Genomic DNA, 17,115 nt, shown 5'->3' with positions numbered 1-17,115 from the left:
ATGAACCCCTCCCATGACGCAAGATGACGCAGTGCCGACCCTCTCATCCGATTCCAGCTCGGTTTCGCCCGCGATTGCCGTGTCGCGGCTGACCAAGGTCTACAAGACGACGACCGCTGTCGACGGCATCTCCTTTGCGATCCGCCGGGGCAGCATCACCGGACTGCTCGGCGGCAACGGTGCCGGCAAGACCACGACGATTGCGATGATCATGGGGCTGGTGCAGCCGACCTCGGGCGAGGTCGCCGTGCTCGGCCACAGGATGCCGGACGAGGCTGCTGCCGTGCTGGGGCGGATGAATTTCGAGAGCCCCTATGTCGACATGCCGATGCGCCTCACGGTGCGGCAGAACCTCACCATCTTCGGCCGGCTCTATGCGGTGGACCACCTCAAGGAGCGGATCGCGGAGCTCGCCGCCCAGCTCGACCTGACCGACTTCATCGATCGTGCCAATGGCAAGCTCTCCGCCGGGCAGAAGACGCGCGTCGCGCTGGCCAAGGCGCTGATCAATGATCCCGAGCTGCTGCTCTTGGACGAGCCGACCGCCTCGCTCGATCCTGACACCGCCGATTGGGTGCGTGGCCATCTCGACAGCTACCGCAAGCGCCGCGGCGCCACCGTGCTGCTCGCCTCGCACAACATGCTGGAGGTCGAGCGTCTGTGCGACCGCGTCATCATCATGAAGCGCGGCCGCATCGAGGACGACGACAGCCCGGCGCAGATCATGGCGCGCTACAACCGCTCGACGCTCGAGGACGTATTCCTCGACGTCGCCCGCGGCCGCGACCGGGAGGCCGCGCAATGAACGATCTTTCGCTCCGCATCGCCCCCCATCGCATCGGCGCGATGATCCTGCGCTACTGGTATCTGCTGCTGTCGTCCTGGCCGCGGCTGCTGGAGCTGATGTACTGGCCGACCCTGCAGATCATCACCTGGGGCTTCCTGCAGACCTACATCACCGCCAATGCCGGCTTCTTCGCCCGGGCCGGCGGCACCCTGATCGGCGCGGTGATCCTGTGGGACATCCTGTTCCGCGGACAGCTCGGGTTCTCGATCTCCTTCCTCGAGGAGATGTGGGCGCGCAACATCGGCAACCTGATGATGAGTCCGCTGACGCCGATCGAATTCCTGCTGGCGCTAATGACGATGAGCCTGATCCGGTTGGCCATCGGCATCATCCCGATGACCCTGATCGCGGTCTGGTTCTTCGACTTCAACCTCTACAGCCTCGGCCTGCCGCTGATCGCCTTCTTCTGCAACCTGATCTTCACCTCCTGGGCGGTCGGCATCTTCGTGTCGGGGCTGGTGCTGCGCAACGGGCTCGGCGCCGAGAGCATCGTCTGGACGCTGATGTTCGCGCTGATGCCGCTCGCCTGCGTGTACTATCCCGTTCAGGTGCTGCCGCATTGGCTGCAACTGGTCGCCTGGTCCCTGCCGCCGACCTATGTGTTCGAGGGCATGCGCGCGCTGCTGGCCGATCACGTCTTCCGATCGGACCTGATGCTGACCGCGCTTGGGCTCAATGCCGCCCTGCTGCTGGCGTCGTTTGCGGCATTCATTGCCCTTTTGCGTAGCGCGCGCCGCGCCGGCTCGTTGCTGGCGGCAGGGGAATAATTGCGCTTTTCCCGTGGATTTCCGGGCTCATTTCGTCGCTTTGCGGCATTGACACGTACAACACCGCATTGACGCTTAATTGCGCATTCGGCAGTATGCTGCATTGCAGAGAGGTTGAACGAGAATGCCGATAGGTGAGTTTGGCGGTGCACCGCCCCTGGCGTCGGAAGGCAGTCCGGTCCTGACGACGCCGATGTACTGGATGTACGAAATGGCGCACGCCTCGCTCAATCCGGCGCGCGCTGTCACCGACGCTACCAAGATCCTGTTTCAGAACCCGCTCAATCCCTGGGCCCACACCCAGATGGGCAAATCGGTCGCGGCGGCCTGCGAGCTGTTCGAGCGCACCACGCGCCGCTACGGCAAGCCCGAATGGGGCCTCGACGAGACCGAGGTCAACGGCATCCGGACCCCCGTCGAGGTCCGCTCGATCTGGGAAAAGCCGTTCTGCCGGCTGCTCTATTTCGACCGCAAGCTGACCCGCCCGCTGCGCAGCCCCCAGCCCCGGCTGCTGATCGTGGCGCCGATGTCCGGCCATTACGCGACCCTGTTGCGCGGCACGGTGGAAGCGTTCCTGCCGACCCACGAGGTCTACATCACCGACTGGTCTGACGCGCGGATGGTCCCGCTGGCCGAAGGCCGCTTCGATCTCGACGACTACATCGACTATGTCATCGAGATGCTGCGCTTCCTCGGCACCAACATGCACGTCATGGCGGTGTGCCAGCCGGCGGTGCCGGTGCTGGCGGCGGTGTCTGTCATGGAGGCCGAGCGCGATCCGTTCGCACCGATCTCGATGACCCTGATGGGCGGCCCGATCGACACCAGGCGCAACCCGACCGGCGTGAACAATCTCGCTCAGGAGCGCGGCATCGACTGGTTCCGCAACCACGTCATCACCAAGGTGCCGTTCCCGCATCCAGGCGTCATGCGCGACGTCTATCCGGGCTTCCTGCAGCTGAACGGCTTCATCAGCATGAACCTCGACCGCCATGTCGACGCCCATAAGGCGCTGTTCGCCAACCTCGTGAAGGGTGACGGTGACCAGGTCGACAAGCACCGCGACTTCTACGACGAGTATCTCGCGGTCATGGACCTGGCTGCGGAATATTATTTGCAGACGGTGGAGACCGTGTTCGTCAAACATGCGCTGCCGAAGGGCGAGATGACCCATCGCGGCACGCTGGTTGATCCGTCGAAGGTCACGCGCGTGGCCTTGATGACAGTCGAAGGTGAGAAGGACGACATCTCCGGTCTCGGTCAGACCGAAGCGACGCACGGACTCTGCTCGTCGATCCCGGATCACCGCCGGGTTCACTACGTGCAACCGGGTGTCGGTCATTACGGCGTGTTCAACGGCTCGCGATTCAAGTCGGAGATCGTGCCGCGCATCAACGATTTCATGCTGTCGGCAGCCGATCCGAAGTCGCTGCTCGCCATTGCGGCTGAATGAGTGAAGATGATGGTCACCGCGCATCCGAATCCGGATGCGGGGTAACCCTTTGAAGGGACGGTAGAAACCGGAACTCAGGAGTGACTCAAGCAGTGAATGTGGCGTCGCTCCTTGAGCGATGCTTTTGAATCTGAATTCATGTTTTCGGGGGCGCGCGAGGCCCAACCGCTAGGGTGCGGAACCTTCCGAACCCCTGTATGTTGGGCAAATGATTTGTTTTTGCGCCGAGCGCTTTCCCTGGCGGTGGATATGGCAAAATCCGGGCGAGTTCTTCCCTCCCGGACTGACAGAAATGGCCACTCGCGCGCTACTTTATCGGCGGCCCGCCGAACCTTCGCGTCTTCTCGTCAAGCATGGCTCGCAAATCTACTCGATTAGATTGCGGCGTCACCGTCGTGCGCGACGTTATACCCTGAGAATTCATCCGTCGGATCGCGAAGCGATCCTCACGATGCCTCCGCGCGGCACGATCATCGAAGCGAAAGACTTCGCGCAGCGTCATGGCGCGTGGATCGCGGCGCGTCTTGGCCGTCTGCCGAAGGCGGCGCCGTTCCTGCCGGGCACTTTGGTGCCGCTGCGCGGCGTGCCGCACAAGATCGTGCATCGCGCGGGCGAGCGCGGCACGGTGTGGACCGAGACGCGAGACAGTGGCGAGAAGATCCTGTGCGTGGCCGGCGGGATCGAGCACACCGAACGCCGGGTGCTCGACTTCCTGAAGCGCGAGGCGCGCCGTGACCTGCAGAAGGCCGCCGATGCCTATGCCGAGCAGCTCGGCGTCAAGGTCAAGCGGCTGTCGATCCGCGACCAGTCGAGCCGCTGGGGCTCATGCACCTCGGCCGGCTCGCTGTCGTTCTCGTGGCGCCTGATCCTGGCGCCGCCCTTCGTGCTCGATTATCTCGCCGCGCACGAGGTCGCTCATCTGATCGAGATGAACCACTCGCCGCGGTTCTGGAAGGTGTGTGGCAGGATCTGCTCCTCGGTCGAGCGCGCCAAGAAGTGGCTCGACACCTGCGGCAACGACCTGCATCGCTATGGCGTCGACGATTGAAGTCTCGACGATAGAGCATCTCGACGATGCGAGTCCCAATGGCCCGGCCTTCTGGTCCGGGCCATTTCTTTGTCGGGTTCCAATCTGCATCGATGAACTCAGAACCCGCGTGCGGACTATCGAATTCTTAAGCCTTCTCGCCTGCAGTCGGAGGATATTGCTCAATTCGGCGGCGCCTTAACGCGGCCGTAACGCTGCGCTCGCCAGATTTACCGCGATCAACCCCAAGGTGACGTCCCAGCGAGCTGCCGGGTCGTTCGCTGCAACCAAAGCGCGGATCGTTTCTCTCGAAACGAGCGGCGCGCCTCGAATCGAACGATGCCTGCAAGCGAGTTCCAACCGGCCGCATCCACACAATTGCTCTCGGCCGCGCTCGACGGTGCCCCCGAGGCGATCCTGTTTCTCGACGCGCAGGGCCATGTCCAGCACGCCAACCAGGCGGCGTCGGTGCTGCTGCGGCGTGAGCCGGCCGCTCTGGTCGGCGCCGACCTCGAAAGCCTGGGCCTGCCCGCGGATCTGATCCCGGCGCCCCCCTGCGACGAGACGACGGACGCGCCGCAGGAGGCGGACCAGTCCGACGCCCGCGAAACGACGATGCGCCATGCCGACGGCGGGCGGACCCGCCTCCGCCTGTCGCTGTGCGCGCTCCCGCCGGGCCGGGAGGATGAGCCGGTCCGTTCGCTGCTGTTCATTCGTGACGTGACCACCGAAGTCGACATGCGCGAGCGCAATGCGCTGCTGACGTCGGTCGCCGACCGGACCAACCGGGCCGTCATCGTCACCGATCGCGATCTCAACGTCCTCTACACCAACGCCGCCTTTGCCAGCCTGTTCGGCTACACGCCTGAACAGGCGATCGGGCGCCGCGCCGAGGAGCTGCTGATCGGCCCCTGCACCGATCCCGCCATCGTCGACCGGCTGAGACAATGCCTCGAGGACGACCGTGGCATCGAAGAGGACGTGCTGGTCTACGACAAGGACGGCCGCGAGATCTGGACGACCGCCTATGTCAAGGCGCATCGGACCAAGCGGGGCAAGGTCAGATATCTGTTCGGGCTGCTCACGGACATCCGGGAGACCAAGCAACTGCGCTCGCTGCAGCAGTTGATCATGGCGTCGCTGGCGTCCGACGTTTCGATCACGACCATCGCCGATCAGCTGTGCCGCCGGGTCGAAGAGCTCGCTCCGGACGCCGTCTGCTCGATCCTGCACGTCGATTCCGATGGGCACGTACATCCGCTCGGCGGCCCCAGCCTGCCGCCCGCTTATTCGGCCAGCCTCGACGGCGTCGCGATAGGTCCGGACGTCGGCTCCTGCGGCACCGCCGCCTATCTCTGCGAGCCGGTGCTGTCGCACGACATCGATAATGATCCGCGTTGGCAACCCTACAAGGCCGGCCCGCTCGCCGCCGGCCTGCGTGCCTGCTGGTCGTCGCCCATCAAGGGCAAGGATGGCCGCGTCATCGGCACGTTTGCCTTCTACTTCCGGGAATGCCGCGGCCCCAGTCCCTGGCACGAGCAGATCGTCGCCGCCTGCGTCCAGCTCGGTGCGCTCGCCATCGAGCGCCAGGAGGTCCGCTCGACGATCTCACAGGTCGCCTATCACGACATGCTGACGGGCCTGCCGAACCGGGCCCGCATCCCGTCGCTGATCGCCGAAGCCATCAAGGCGTGTCCGGACGGCGGACACGTCGCCGTGGCCTTCCTCGACGCCGACAATTTCAAGGACGTCAACGACACGCTGGGCCATGCCGCCGGTGACGAGTTCCTGGTCGGCTTCGCCAACCGCCTGCGCGCGCAGATCCGCAACGGCGATATGCTGGGCCGGCTCGGCGGCGACGAGTTCGTGATCGTGCTGCAGAACCGCGATGCCCTGGAAGCCTCGCTCGCGGCGGCGCGCATCACCGCCGCGCTGGCGATGCCGCTGACGATCGGCAAGCGCCAGGTGCCGATGTCGGCGAGCATGGGGCTCAGCCTCTATCCTGATAATGCCAAGGACATCGAGACCCTGATCAAGCAGGCCGACGCGGCGATGTACAAGGCCAAGCGCGGCGGCCGGGCGACCTACCGCTTCTTCAGCGCCGACATCGACAAGCTCGCCGAAGAACGGCTGATGCATTCGACCGCGCTGCGCGAGGCGATCGCCAGCGAGGCCCTGACGTTGCACTATCAGCCGCAGATCCGCACCCGCGACGGCGCGATCCACGGCGTGGAAGCGCTGGCGCGCTGGCACGATCCGGTGCTCGGCGAGGTCTCGCCCGCCAAGTTCATTCCGCTTGCCGAGGAATGCGGCCTGATCGAGCAGATCGGCGTGTGGTCGATCAAGCTGGCCTGCCAGCAGATGGCGTCGTGGCGGCGTGCCGGTCTCGACATTCCCTGCATCTCGGTGAACCTGTCGCCGATCAACTTCCAGAACGTCAATCTGGCGGCGATGGTGGCGCAGATCCTGGCCGCCAACGATCTGCCGGCGAAGATGCTGATGCTGGAGATCACCGAGGGCGTGATCCTCAACGAGCGCGCCACCGTGATCGCGACCATGAACGAGCTGCGCAACATGGGCGTCGGCCTGTCGCTGGACGATTTCGGCACCGGCTATTCGAGCCTCAGCAGGCTGGCGCAGCTACCGATCGACGAGCTGAAGATCGATCGCAGCTTCATGCGCGATTTCGAGAACGACAGCGGCACGCGGGCGATCGTGACCGCGGTCGTGCGCGTCGGCCAGAGCCTCGACGTGGCCGTGGTCGCCGAAGGTGTCGAGACGGAGCCGCAGCGCAAGCTACTGGCCGAACTCGGCTGCGATGCGATGCAGGGCTTCCTTTTCGCGCGGCCGATGGCCGCCAGCGCCTTCAGCCGCTGGCTGCTGGACTACAGCGCCCATCGCGCGAGCCTGATGCTGCGACTCGTCGGACGCGCGCTGGCGCAGGCCTCCGGTGATGCGAAAGGCGAGGGTGCTGCGAAAAGCGAGCCGTCATCGCGGCCCGCTGCGGCCGCCGCGGGCTGATCAGGCCGGACTCACTGTCTTCCCCTGACGAGCATCGCTCGTTGCGTCGCAACACGCAGCGCATTTGCGCTTCCGTCGTCATTCCGGGGCAATCGTCAACGCGCATCCGCGCGTTGGCGGTTGAAGCCGGAATCCCGAGCCTGTTGAAAACGAATGCCAGACAACATCGAGATTCCGGGTTCAAGGCCTGCGGCCTTGCCCCGGAATGACGGTGGTCGTGGTGCAATCAGATCAGCGCCGGCCGCCGAACAACCGGTCCACCAGCCAGCCGTCGAGTCCGGCCGCGGGCTCCGGACGAACATTGCTGCGGCTCGGGCTCGGCGCCGCCGAGCGCGCCGAGTAGGCTGCATTGGGCGCGGGGGCCGACGGTGCTGAAATCTGCGAGGCGATCTGCGCCAGCGTCGGCACAAGGCCGGAGCCCTGCGCGTTCGGCAGCGCCGCCACCGGCACGCCCTGATGCGCCGCGCGCATGAAGCGGGTCCAGACCTCGACGGGTAGGCCGCCGCCGGTCGCCTTCCTGGTCGGCGAGTTGTCGTCATTGCCGAGCCAGACGCCGGTGACGAGGCGCGCGGTGTAGCCGATGAACCAGGCGTCGCGGAAATCCTGGCTGGTGCCGGTCTTGCCGGCGGCGATCCAGCCCGGGATCTCCGCCTTCTTCGCGGTGCCGGAGATCAGCGTCTCCTGCATCATCTGGTTCATCATCGCCGCGTTGCGCGGCTCGATCACCTGCACCGGCTGCTCGGCCTGGCGCATGTAGAGCAGCTTGCCGTCGAGCGTCCTGATCCGCGTCACCACATGCGGCGAGACGCTGACCCCGCCATTGGAGAACGGCGCGTAGGCGCCGACCAGCTCGATCATCGACACCTCGGAGGTGCCGAGCGCGATCGACGGGTTGGGATCGAGCTTGGAGGCGATGCCGAGCCGATGCGCGGTCCGCACCACGTTCTTCGGCCCGACCTCGAGGCCGACGCGCACCGCGACCGTGTTGAGCGACATCGCCAGCGCCTGGGTCAGCGTCACCGGGCCGAAATATTCGCGGGTGTAGTTCTCCGGCTTCCAGCCCTTCAGGTCGAGCGGCGCGTCCTGCCGCACCGTGTCCGGCGTCAGGCCCTGCTCGATGGCGGTGAGATAGACGAACGGCTTGAACGCCGAGCCGGGCTGGCGCTTGGCGGTCACGGCGCGGTTGAACTGGCTGTCCGCGTAGTTGCGGCCGCCGACCATCGCACGCACGGCCCCATCCGGCGTCATCGCCACCAGCGCGCCCTGGCTGACGTTGAATTTCACGCTCTTGGCCGCGAGCTCGTCGATGATGGCGGCCTCGGCGACGGATTGCAGCTTCGGATCGATCGTGGTCTCCACGACGATCGACTCCTCGACCTGGCCGACGAGGTCGTCGAGCACCTCGCCGATCCAGTCGGCGACGTAGTTCACGGTGCCGGCGCCGGCCGGCTTCACCGCGACGGAAGGATGGGCGATCTGGGCCTGCGCCTGGGCGTCGGTGATGAACTTGGCCTCGGCCATCGCCGCAAGCACGGTCTGCGCGCGCTTGGCCGCGCCCTCCGGGTTGCGGTTCGGCGCCAGCCGCGACGGCGACTTGACGAGACCTGCGAGCATCGCGGCCTCGCCGATCGTCACCTGCCGCGCGGACTTGCCGAAATAGCGTTGCGCCGCCGCCTCGACGCCATAGGCGCCGGAGCCGAAATAGACCCGGTTCAGATAGAGCTCGAGGATCTCGCGCTTGGAATATTTGCGCTCCAGCCACAGCGCCAGCTCGGCCTCCTGCAGCTTGCGCGCCAGCGTGCGCTCCTGGGTCAGGAACAGGTTCTTGGCGAGCTGCTGCGTCAGGGTCGAGCCGCCCTGCGATACGCCGCGATGCAGGATGTTGGCGACGACAGCGCGGGCGATGCCGATCGGGTCGATGCCGAAATGCTGGTAGAAGCGGCGGTCCTCGATGGCGATGAAGGCCTTCGGCAGATAGGGCGGCAGATCCTTCAGCGCGACATTGGCGCCGGCCATCTCGCCGCGCTGCGCCAGCATGGTGCCGTCATAGCCCACGATCTCGATCGTCGGCGGCCGCTTCGGGATCTCCAGCGACTGGATCGGCGGCAGATGCGCGCCGGCCCAGATCACGACGCCGACCAGCGCGATCACGCCCCACAGGCCGCAGACCAGCGCCCAGTAGAACATGCGCCCGATCGACAATCCCCAGCGCGACCTGCCGCGGCTCGGCTTTGGTTTCGGCGTTGAGGTCTTCGGCTCGCGCGCCGGCACATCGTCCTCGTCGTCGGGCTCGACCGGCCTTTTCTTCGCAGCGGACTTCTTGGGCGCGTTGTTGCCGGAGGGGATGCGATCCTTGGGGTCGAGGCGCAGATCGGCCATCGCGGCCGCAAGACCGAATCGCGGCTCCTTGCGTCCGCCGCTCTGTTTCCGTCCCCGCGCCATACGCAACCCGAGCCCGCGACCCCGCCGTCCGACCACGGTAATGTCCGGAGTTTAAGGGGCAGTTAGGAAGAGCTTAACGCGCGATTAGGAGTTTCGCGCCGCTAACGCCGCGTTATGGTTAAGCGAAGGTCAACAACAATCAGGCGAGGGAATTCATGGGCCATATCGATCCCACCAAGGAGGTGTTCGCGCAGTTCCGGGAGAACGACCGCCCGGGTCCGATCCACATGCTGAACCTGGTGCGGCTGCGCAAGGAGGCGGCCTATCCCGATGGACGCAAGGTCAGCGGCGCGCAAGCCTATGCCGCCTATGGCCGCGAGAGCGGCCCGGTGTTCGAGCGCCTCGGCGGCCGCGTCGTCTGGCAGGGTCGTTTCGAGCTGATGCTGATCGGTCCGCAGGAGGAATACTGGGATCACTGCTTCATCGCCGAATATCCGAGCGTGCAAGCCTTCGTCGAGATGATCCGCGATCCCGTCTATCGCGAGGCAGTGAAGCACCGCCAGGCTGCGGTCGAAGACTCGCGCCTGATCCGCCACGCCGTGCTGCCGGTGGGCAAGAATTTTGGTGAGGTGCCGGCGGGGTAAGTCTGACTACACCCGCAAGATTGGTAGTCCGCAGTCGCCAAGCAAAAGGTACGTTCCCTCCCTCCTTGTGGGGGAGGGCTAGGGAGGGGGGCGCTCCGGGCGACCGTCTCCGTGGCTACCCCCCTCCCCAACCCTCCCCCACAAGGGGGGAGGGAGCGCGGCAGTGGGCTGAGTGAGAGCGAGTCCTGATCCAGAAGCGCCCAGGCGCGTCGCTCTGCTCGAAGACATCCGCGTTCTCAGCCTCCGTTGCCGCTTGCACGACACATAAGTTTATGCTTATGTGTTGGCATGATCGAGAGTGACATCTTCAGGGCCCTGGCTGATCCGACGCGATACGCGATCTTCGAGAAGCTGGCGAACGGCAGCATGAATGCCAGCGCGCTTCGCGAGGGTCTGACGATCAGCCAGCCGGCGATGTCCCAGCACCTCGCGGTTCTCAGAAGCGCGGGATTGGTGAGGGAAGAACGGCAGGGTCGCTTCGTCAACTATGAGGTCGATCCGGAGGGCCTAGCGCAGATCGCGCGCTGGCTGGCGAGGTACCGCGCCTACTGGCCGTCGCGGGTCGATGCGTTGAAGGCCGTGCTGAAGGACATGGACCAATGACCGATATCAAGGCTGACCGGCAGAGCGACGATCTGGTGCTCGACTACGAGCTCGACGCTCCGCCGGAGAAGGTGTGGCGGGCGATCAGCATTCCCGCGCTGCGCGAGAACTGGCTGCCTTCAGGAGAATTGGCCGATGCCGCCCCGATCTCCTCGACGCCCGGCGAAGAAGTTCGCTACCGAATGCGCGACGACGAACCGCCGTATCTTGAGAGCATCGTGACGTTCCAGGTCATGCCCAATGCCGCAGGCGGGACCAGGCTGAGAATCATTCACGGACTGGTCGTCACGAAGCTGATGCGGCGGACGCCGCCGGCGGCGAACAGCAACTGGCGCAGCCTGATGCGCGCGGCTTGACGCTCTAGTTCACTAACAACCCACTGAAACCGGGAGCTCGCGCATGCGCGACACGATGCAACTCGTCCCTATGGTCATCGAGCAGTCCAGTCGGGGCGAACGATCCTTCGACATCTATTCGCGGCTGCTCCGTGAGCGGATCGTCTTCCTGAACGGCGAGGTCAACGACACGGTGTCCGCCCTGGTCTGCGCGCAACTGCTGTTTCTCGAGGCGGAAAACCCAAAGCGGCCGATCCATCTCTACATCAATTCACCCGGCGGCGTGATCACCAGCGGCCTCGCGATGTATGACACGATGCAATTCGTCAAAGCACCGGTGCACACGCTGTGCATGGGAACGGCGCGGTCGATGGGCTCGTTTCTTCTGATGGCGGGAGAGCCCGGCGAGCGGACGGCGCTGCCCAATGCAAGCCTTCACGTGCATCAGCCGCTCGGTGGCTTTCAGGGCCAGGCGTCCGACATCCTGATTCACGCCAAGGAGATGGAGCAGACCAAGCACCGCATGATCAGGCTCTACGCCGAGCATTGCGGGCGCAGCTATGAGGACGTCGAGCGCACCCTGGATCGCGATCACTTCATGACCGCGGACGAAGCCTTGCAGTGGGGCTTGATCGACCGGGTCGTCAAGCAACGAGACCAGGGTGAGGTCATCGACGACTGATACTCCTCGACGCGACGGCGGATCCCACCGCAATATCCGTCGTCACCCGCGATGCGGTCGAACGGCCGTCGGCGAGCGCACGCAGCGGCGAACGGGCGCAACCCGTGCCGCAATGCAGAACGGGGCCGCGCTATCCCGCAGCCCCGTCCCATCGATGTTGACCGCGTCATTCGGGGCGATGCGCAGCATCGAACCCTGAATCTCGAGGGTCCGGGCTCGTCGCTGTCGCGACGCCCTGGAACGACGTCGAGTGCAGCTAGCCCGCCGCGCCCTTGTCCTCCAGGATCGGGCCGAACAGCTCCCAGCGCTCGCCGTTGAACTTCATCATCTGTAGTTGCTTGTTGACGCGATAGTCGGTCGGCGAGGTGTTGATCTTCATGCCCGGCAGGGACAGGTCGCCGACGACGTCCTTCAGCGACGCCGCCTGCTTCATGACGTTCTCGCGCGTCAGGTTGTCGCCGCACATCTGCAGCACCGTCACCAGGAGCTGTGCGTTCCCGTAGCCATAGACGTTGAAATTGGAGTTCTTGTCGCCGTCCGGATAATACTTGGCCATGAAATCCAGATAGCGCTTCATGCCCGGATCGTCCTTCCAGGTCGGATCGAGCGGGTCCTTGCCGTAATTGACCGAGATCACGCCCTTGGAGGCTTCGAGGCCGGCCGGTTGCATCACTGCGCCGACAGAGGTGGCATTGATATCGACGATGTGGACGGGGTGCCAGTCGAGCTCATGCAGCTTCTTGATGGCCTGAGCGGCCTGCTTCGGCGTCGCGGCGGAGAACAGCAGGTCGGCGCCGGCCGCCTTGATCTTGAGGATCTGCGAGTCGATGGTCGGATCGGACACCTCGTAGGAGGCATCGGCGACGATCATGGTCGATGCCTTGTCACCCAGGCCGGCCTTGATCCCGTTCAGATAGTCCTTGCCGAGATCATCGTTCTGATAGAGCACGCCGATCTTGGCGTTGGGATGCTCCTTCAGAATGTACTGGCCGTAGATGCGGCCCTCAGTGAAGTAGTTGGGATTGTATCCCATGGTCCAAGGGAAGTTCTTGGGGTCGGTGAACTTGGTCGCGCCTGTCGCGGCGAACAGCTGCGGCACCTTCTTCGCGTTGAGGTATTTCTGGACCGCAGCGTTCGACGGCGTTCCGATGATCTGGAAGGTCAGCAGCACCTCGTCGTCCTCGACCAGCTTGCGGACCTGCTCGACCGCCTTGGGCGGCGAATAGGCGTCGTCATACTGGATCAGCTTGATCTTGCGGCCATTGATGCCGCCCTGCTCGTTGATCATGTTGAAGTAGGCGGCCTGGGTCTTGCCGATCGAGGCATAGGCCGAGGCGGGACCCGAGAACGGCACCGTCTGGCCGATCTTGATCTCGGTGTCGGAGGCGCCGGGATCATACTTCTTCTGGGCCGAGGCTGACGTGACGGAGAGGGTGACGGCCAAAGCGGCCGCGCCTGCAAGGCGGAAATATCCCTGTCGCATGGGGTCTGCATTCCTCCTGAATGTTGTTGTGCGGCTGGTCTGCCCGGACGGGCGCCATCGCTACAGGCAGTGTGGAGGAACGGCTTGGCGGACGCAAGGCGAGCCGCCACCGGGACTGCGGCGGTTCCGCGGGGCGAGGGCTTAGGATGCAAGCTCGATGATCGTGACTTCGCACCATTGCGAGCCAAGCTGCCCCCTGACATTCAGTGTCGTCCCGGCCAAGCCCTGGCGTCGCGCAGCGACGTCAGGGCGCAGAGCCGGGATCCATAACCACAGACCGCCCTGTGGCGAAGACTCGGAGTTGCGATCCTGCCTCGAACGTCGCCCGGGAGTATGGGTCCCGGGTCGGCGCACGCCGGCGCGTTGCGCCGCCGTGCTTGCCCGGGACGACATCTGTGGTCGCTGCTTCAAAACGGCTTCGCCATTTTGCGCGCGAATGTCCCGGAATGACGTCCTCATGGGCACCGACATCGTCCGCAGGCGTCTCGAAGGACGGCCGCGGACTCGGTGCTGATCAAGCCGCCAGCCAGACAAGCACCAGGCCGACTGCCGCCGGCACACTCTGGATGAACAGGATCTTCCGGCTCGCGGTGGCGGCGCCATAGAGGCCCGCGACGAGCACGCAGAGCAGGAAGAACACTTTGATCTGAAAAGCGAACGCCGGCGCCGGCTGCGCGAGGCCCCAGAACAGGCCGGCGGCGAGGAAGCCGTTGTAGAGGCCCTGGTTGGCGCCGAGCACCTTGGTCTGCTCCGCGCGCTCCGGCGTGTTGTTGAACGCCCTCAAGCCGGCCGGCTTGGTCCAGAGAAACATCTCGAGCACGAGAATGTAGACGTGAAGCAGGCCGATCAGTCCGACGACGATGTTTGCAATCAATGCCATGGTTCGGCTCCCCCAAGCCTGCCGGGACCGGCGGTGGTGCCGGCCCCCTCGTTCAAATCGGCTCCGATCGGCTCAATGCCGCGCAATGGTCTCTCATGCCGCCGGTTGGGCGGCCGCGTCGTCGTTCGCCAACAAATGCAGCAGCGCGCTCTTGATCGCCGCCTGCCGGGTCGGTGCGCTGATCTGCGCGCCCAGCAGATCGGTCACGTAGAACACGTCGCGGGCGCGTTCGCCGAAGGTGGCGACATGGGCCGAGGCGATGTTGAGATTCAGCTTCGAGATCGCCGTCGTCAGCTCGTACAGCAGGCCGGGGCGGTCGAGGCCGGAGACCTCGATGACGGTGTAGAGCTCCGACCATTGATTGTTGATGGTCACTTCCGGCTCGACCGAGAACGCCTTGTGCTGCTTGCCCCGCGTCGTCCGCCGCGCCACGGCGTCCGGCAGCCGCAGCTTGCCCTCCAGCACCTGCTCGATGGTCTCGCCGATCCGCGTCGCGCGGCGGCCTTCGTCCTCGTCGCGCTCATATTCGCGGGAGATCGCAATGGTATCGAGCGCGCGGCCGTCGGTCGTGGTGTAGATCTGGGCATCGACGATGTTCGCCCCGGCGGAGGCGCAGGCGCCGGCGATGATCGACAGCAGCCACGGATGGTCCATCGCGAAGATCGTCAGCTCGGTCACGCCGCGCGCCGGATCGAAGCCGACATTGATCGCGAGCTTGTGGCCGGCATCTTCGCTCGATCGCACGAAGCGGGCATGGCGGATCTTGCGCGGCAGCTCGACCTTGAGCCAGTAGGCCGGATAATGCCGGCCGATATAGGTGTTGAGCTCGTCCTCCGGCCAATCGGTAAAGGCGTTACGGAATTCGGCCTGCGCCGCGGTGATGCGCTTGGCGCGGTTGACCTCGGAGAAGCCGCCGGTCAGCACCGGCTCGGTCTCGTAGTAGAGTGTGCGCAGCAGTTGCGCCTTCCAGCCGTTCCAGACGCCGGGGCCGACGCCGCGGATGTCGGCGGTGGTCAGGATCGTCAGCAGCTTCATCTGCTCGACGGACTGCACCACGGCGGCGAAATTCTCGATCGTCTTGCGGTCCGACAGGTCGCGCGACTGCGCCACCGTCGACATCGTCAGATGCTCCTCGATCAGCCAGGCGACCAGCTCCGTGTCGGCATTGTTGAAGCCCAGCCGCGGGCACAGCCGGCGCGCGATCTTGGCGCCGGCGACGGAATGGTCCTCGGGCCGTCCCTTGGCGACGTCATGCAGCAGCACGGTGATGTAGATGACGGCGCGGTGCTCGGGCCGGATCTTGCGCATCAGGTCGGAGGCCAGGGTGAACTCGTCGATGCCGCCGCGCTCGATCTCCTGCAGAAAGCCGATGCAGCGGATCAGGTGCTCGTCGACCGTGTAATGATGATACATGTTGAACTGCATCATCGACACGATGCGGCCGAAGGCGCGGATGAAGTGGCCGAGCACGCCGGTCTCGTTCATCCGCCGCAGCACGACCTCGGCATCGTTGGAGGTCAGGATCTCCATGAACAGCCGGTTGGCCTCGGGATCGTCGCGCAGCTCGGTGTCGATCAGGTTCAAGGAGCGCGTGACGGCGCGCATCGCGTCGGGATGGAAGGCGAGGTTGTTCTTCTGCGCCAGCCGGAAGATGCGGATCAGATTGACCGGATCGTGCTTGAAGACGTCGGGCGCGGCGAGGTTGATGCGGTTGTTGTCGACGATGAAGTCGTCACTCTCCGGCACGCGCCGCCAGGTCGAGCCGGTGGTCAGGCGCGAGATCATCCGGCTCAGCACCGGCGCCGGCTTGGCCTGCTGGTCCTCGAGCTTGGCGCACAGGATGGCGGTGAGATTGCCGACCTCCTTGGCGACCAGGAAGTAGTGCTTCATGAAGCGCTCGACATCCTGCATGCCGGGATGGCTGGTGTAGCCCAGCCGCACCGCGATCTCGCGCTGCAGGTCGAATGACAGCCGTTCTTCCGGACGCCCGCTGACGAAATGCAGGTTGCAGCGCACCGACCACAGGAAATCGGCGCAGCGCCGGAAGGTGCGGTATTCATGCGCGTCGAACACGCCGCGCTCGACCAATTCAGCGGTCTCGCGCACGCGATAGACGTATTTGGCGATCCAGAACAGCGTGTGCAGGTCGCGCAGGCCGCCCTTGCCGTCTTTGACGTTGGGCTCGACCAGATAGCGCGATTGGCCGCCGCGGCGGTGCCGCTCCTCGCGCTCGGCGAGCTTGGCGGCCACGAACTCGGCTGCGGTGCCCTGCACCACCTCGCTGTCGAAGCGCGCGACCAGCTCGTCATAGAGCGGCCGGTCGCCCGCGAGATAACGCGTCTCCAGGATGGCGGTGCGGATGGTCATGTCGCCGCGCGCCTGGCGGATCGACTCGTCGACCGAGCGGGTCGCGTGGCCGACCTTCAGTCCCATGTCCCACAGCGAGTACAGAATGGCTTCGGCGACCTGCTCGCCCCAGGCGGTCTGCTTGTAGGGCAGGATGAACAGGAGATCGATGTCGGACTCCGGCGCCATCAGGCCACGGCCATAGCCGCCGGTGGCGACCACCGCCATGCGCTCGGCGCCGCTCGGCACCTGCGAGCGATAGAGGTGCTGGGTGGCGGCGGCGTAGAGGATGCGAATGATCTCGTCCTGCACGAAGCAGAGCTGCTCGGCGCAGCGCCGGCCGTGGCGGTCCTTCAACAGTTGCGCCTGGGCCGCCGCGCGCGCCTTGACCAGCTCGGCCTTGAGGAATTGCACCACGGCGGCGCGGAACATGTCCTCGCGTCCCGAATGCTGCGCGGCCAACGCGTCGACCGCAGCCGCGATGCCGGCGCTGTCGAAATCGGAAAGGCTATCAGGGTGGGAATGGGGGGCGACGCTGTCCATGGATGCAACCGGATATCGAACAAGGCCTGTGCTGTCACGAAACTTCCAATGCAACAATCGATCCATGCTGTCATCGGTGGTCACGGGATGATGATCGTTCTG

General features: G+C 65.1%; 13 protein-coding genes. 9 read left to right on the top strand and 4 right to left on the bottom strand.

The genetic code is table 11. The features are described from left to right. Positions 1-13 precede the first annotated feature (13 nt). The 5 genes from QW881_RS10585 to QW881_RS10565 all read left to right on the top strand — a co-directional run bounded on the left by QW881_RS10585 (position 14) and on the right by QW881_RS10565 (position 7,115). Positions 14-805 (top strand): ABC transporter ATP-binding protein, encoded by a 792-nt coding sequence (locus QW881_RS10585; protein WP_315756844.1) that lies wholly within the window; start codon positions 14-16, stop codon positions 803-805. Beyond that, a complete protein-coding gene (locus QW881_RS10580; protein WP_315735337.1) occupies positions 802-1,614 on the top strand; it encodes an ABC transporter permease in 813 nt (270 codons plus the stop codon). The genes QW881_RS10585 and QW881_RS10580 overlap by 4 nt, the downstream gene beginning before the upstream one ends. A gap of 124 nt (positions 1,615-1,738) precedes the next feature. Further along, positions 1,739-3,067: a polyhydroxyalkanoate depolymerase gene (locus QW881_RS10575; RefSeq protein WP_315735335.1), complete on the top strand. Its 1,329-nt coding sequence runs from the start codon at positions 1,739-1,741 to the stop codon at positions 3,065-3,067. Between the two features lie 208 nt (positions 3,068-3,275). Beyond that, positions 3,276-4,115, top strand: a complete 840-nt coding sequence (locus tag QW881_RS10570) for a SprT family zinc-dependent metalloprotease (RefSeq protein ID WP_315756845.1) — start codon at positions 3,276-3,278, stop codon at positions 4,113-4,115. 318 nt (positions 4,116-4,433) lie between these two features. Beyond that, on the top strand, positions 4,434-7,115 hold the full coding sequence (locus QW881_RS10565) for an EAL domain-containing protein (RefSeq protein WP_315756846.1): 2,682 nt from the start codon (positions 4,434-4,436) through the stop codon (positions 7,113-7,115). 231 nt (positions 7,116-7,346) lie between these two features. On the opposite strand, the gene QW881_RS10560 is transcribed toward QW881_RS10565, so the two are convergent. Then, positions 7,347-9,557 carry a penicillin-binding protein 1A gene (locus QW881_RS10560; RefSeq protein ID WP_315756847.1) on the bottom strand — a complete coding sequence of 737 codons (2,211 nt, stop codon included), beginning with the start codon at positions 9,555-9,557 and terminating at the stop codon, positions 7,347-7,349. Positions 9,558-9,712: 155 nt separating this feature from the next. Between QW881_RS10560 and QW881_RS10555 the strand changes: the two genes are divergently transcribed. The 4 genes from QW881_RS10555 to QW881_RS10540 all read left to right on the top strand — a co-directional run bounded on the left by QW881_RS10555 (position 9,713) and on the right by QW881_RS10540 (position 11,761). After that, the gene (locus QW881_RS10555; RefSeq protein WP_315756848.1) at positions 9,713-10,141 is read left to right on the top strand and encodes a DUF1330 domain-containing protein; all 429 of its coding nucleotides are present in this window, start codon (positions 9,713-9,715) and stop codon (positions 10,139-10,141) included. A gap of 288 nt (positions 10,142-10,429) precedes the next feature. Beyond that, a complete protein-coding gene (locus QW881_RS10550) occupies positions 10,430-10,744 on the top strand; it encodes a metalloregulator ArsR/SmtB family transcription factor (protein WP_315756849.1) in 315 nt (104 codons plus the stop codon). Further along, positions 10,741-11,100 carry a polyketide cyclase gene (locus tag QW881_RS10545; RefSeq protein WP_315756850.1) on the top strand — a complete coding sequence of 120 codons (360 nt, stop codon included), beginning with the start codon at positions 10,741-10,743 and terminating at the stop codon, positions 11,098-11,100. The genes QW881_RS10550 and QW881_RS10545 overlap by 4 nt, the downstream gene beginning before the upstream one ends. Before the next feature lie 43 nt (positions 11,101-11,143). After that, a complete protein-coding gene (locus QW881_RS10540; RefSeq protein WP_315756851.1) occupies positions 11,144-11,761 on the top strand; it encodes an ATP-dependent Clp protease proteolytic subunit in 618 nt (205 codons plus the stop codon). 256 nt (positions 11,762-12,017) lie between these two features. On the opposite strand, the gene QW881_RS10535 is transcribed toward QW881_RS10540, so the two are convergent. From QW881_RS10535 to QW881_RS10525, 3 genes are all read right to left on the bottom strand, one after another. Continuing rightward, complete coding sequence (locus tag QW881_RS10535) at positions 12,018-13,244, bottom strand: ABC transporter substrate-binding protein (protein WP_315756852.1); 1,227 nt, start codon at positions 13,242-13,244, stop codon at positions 12,018-12,020. A 514-nt stretch (positions 13,245-13,758) separates the two neighbouring features. After that, on the bottom strand, positions 13,759-14,124 hold the full coding sequence (locus tag QW881_RS10530; protein ID WP_315756853.1) for a DUF1304 domain-containing protein: 366 nt from the start codon (positions 14,122-14,124) through the stop codon (positions 13,759-13,761). Between the two features lie 93 nt (positions 14,125-14,217). Next, positions 14,218-17,013, bottom strand: coding sequence for a [protein-PII] uridylyltransferase (locus QW881_RS10525; RefSeq protein WP_315756854.1), 2,796 nt, complete (start codon positions 17,011-17,013; stop codon positions 14,218-14,220). Between the last annotated feature and the right edge of the window lie 102 nt (positions 17,014-17,115).

The sequence above is a fragment of the Bradyrhizobium sp. SZCCHNS3016 genome, assembly GCF_032484535.1.
Lineage (GTDB): Bacteria > Pseudomonadota > Alphaproteobacteria > Rhizobiales > Xanthobacteraceae > Bradyrhizobium.
The sequence above is the reverse complement of the archived record's forward strand: the minus strand, read 5'-3'. Positions and strand labels throughout refer to the sequence as shown.

What these genes read in the sequence shown, in the direction of transcription:
- QW881_RS10530 (WP_315756853.1), bottom strand. Translation starts at nt 14,124, where the DNA reads ATGGCATTGATTGCAAACATCGTCGTCGGACTGATCGGCCTGCTTCAC.
- QW881_RS10570 (WP_315756845.1), top strand. Translation starts at nt 3,276, where the DNA reads ATGATTTGTTTTTGCGCCGAGCGCTTTCCCTGGCGGTGGATATGGCAA.
- QW881_RS10575 (WP_315735335.1), top strand. Translation starts at nt 1,739, where the DNA reads ATGCCGATAGGTGAGTTTGGCGGTGCACCGCCCCTGGCGTCGGAAGGC.
- QW881_RS10550 (WP_315756849.1), top strand. Translation starts at nt 10,430, where the DNA reads ATGATCGAGAGTGACATCTTCAGGGCCCTGGCTGATCCGACGCGATAC.
- QW881_RS10555 (WP_315756848.1), top strand. Translation starts at nt 9,713, where the DNA reads ATGGGCCATATCGATCCCACCAAGGAGGTGTTCGCGCAGTTCCGGGAG.
- QW881_RS10585 (WP_315756844.1), top strand. Translation starts at nt 14, where the DNA reads ATGACGCAAGATGACGCAGTGCCGACCCTCTCATCCGATTCCAGCTCG.
- QW881_RS10540 (WP_315756851.1), top strand. Translation starts at nt 11,144, where the DNA reads ATGCGCGACACGATGCAACTCGTCCCTATGGTCATCGAGCAGTCCAGT.
- QW881_RS10580 (WP_315735337.1), top strand. Translation starts at nt 802, where the DNA reads ATGAACGATCTTTCGCTCCGCATCGCCCCCCATCGCATCGGCGCGATG.
- QW881_RS10525 (WP_315756854.1), bottom strand. Translation starts at nt 17,013, where the DNA reads ATGGACAGCGTCGCCCCCCATTCCCACCCTGATAGCCTTTCCGATTTC.
- QW881_RS10545 (WP_315756850.1), top strand. Translation starts at nt 10,741, where the DNA reads ATGACCGATATCAAGGCTGACCGGCAGAGCGACGATCTGGTGCTCGAC.
- QW881_RS10565 (WP_315756846.1), top strand. Translation starts at nt 4,434, where the DNA reads ATGCCTGCAAGCGAGTTCCAACCGGCCGCATCCACACAATTGCTCTCG.
- QW881_RS10535 (WP_315756852.1), bottom strand. Translation starts at nt 13,244, where the DNA reads ATGCGACAGGGATATTTCCGCCTTGCAGGCGCGGCCGCTTTGGCCGTC.
- QW881_RS10560 (WP_315756847.1), bottom strand. Translation starts at nt 9,557, where the DNA reads ATGGCGCGGGGACGGAAACAGAGCGGCGGACGCAAGGAGCCGCGATTC.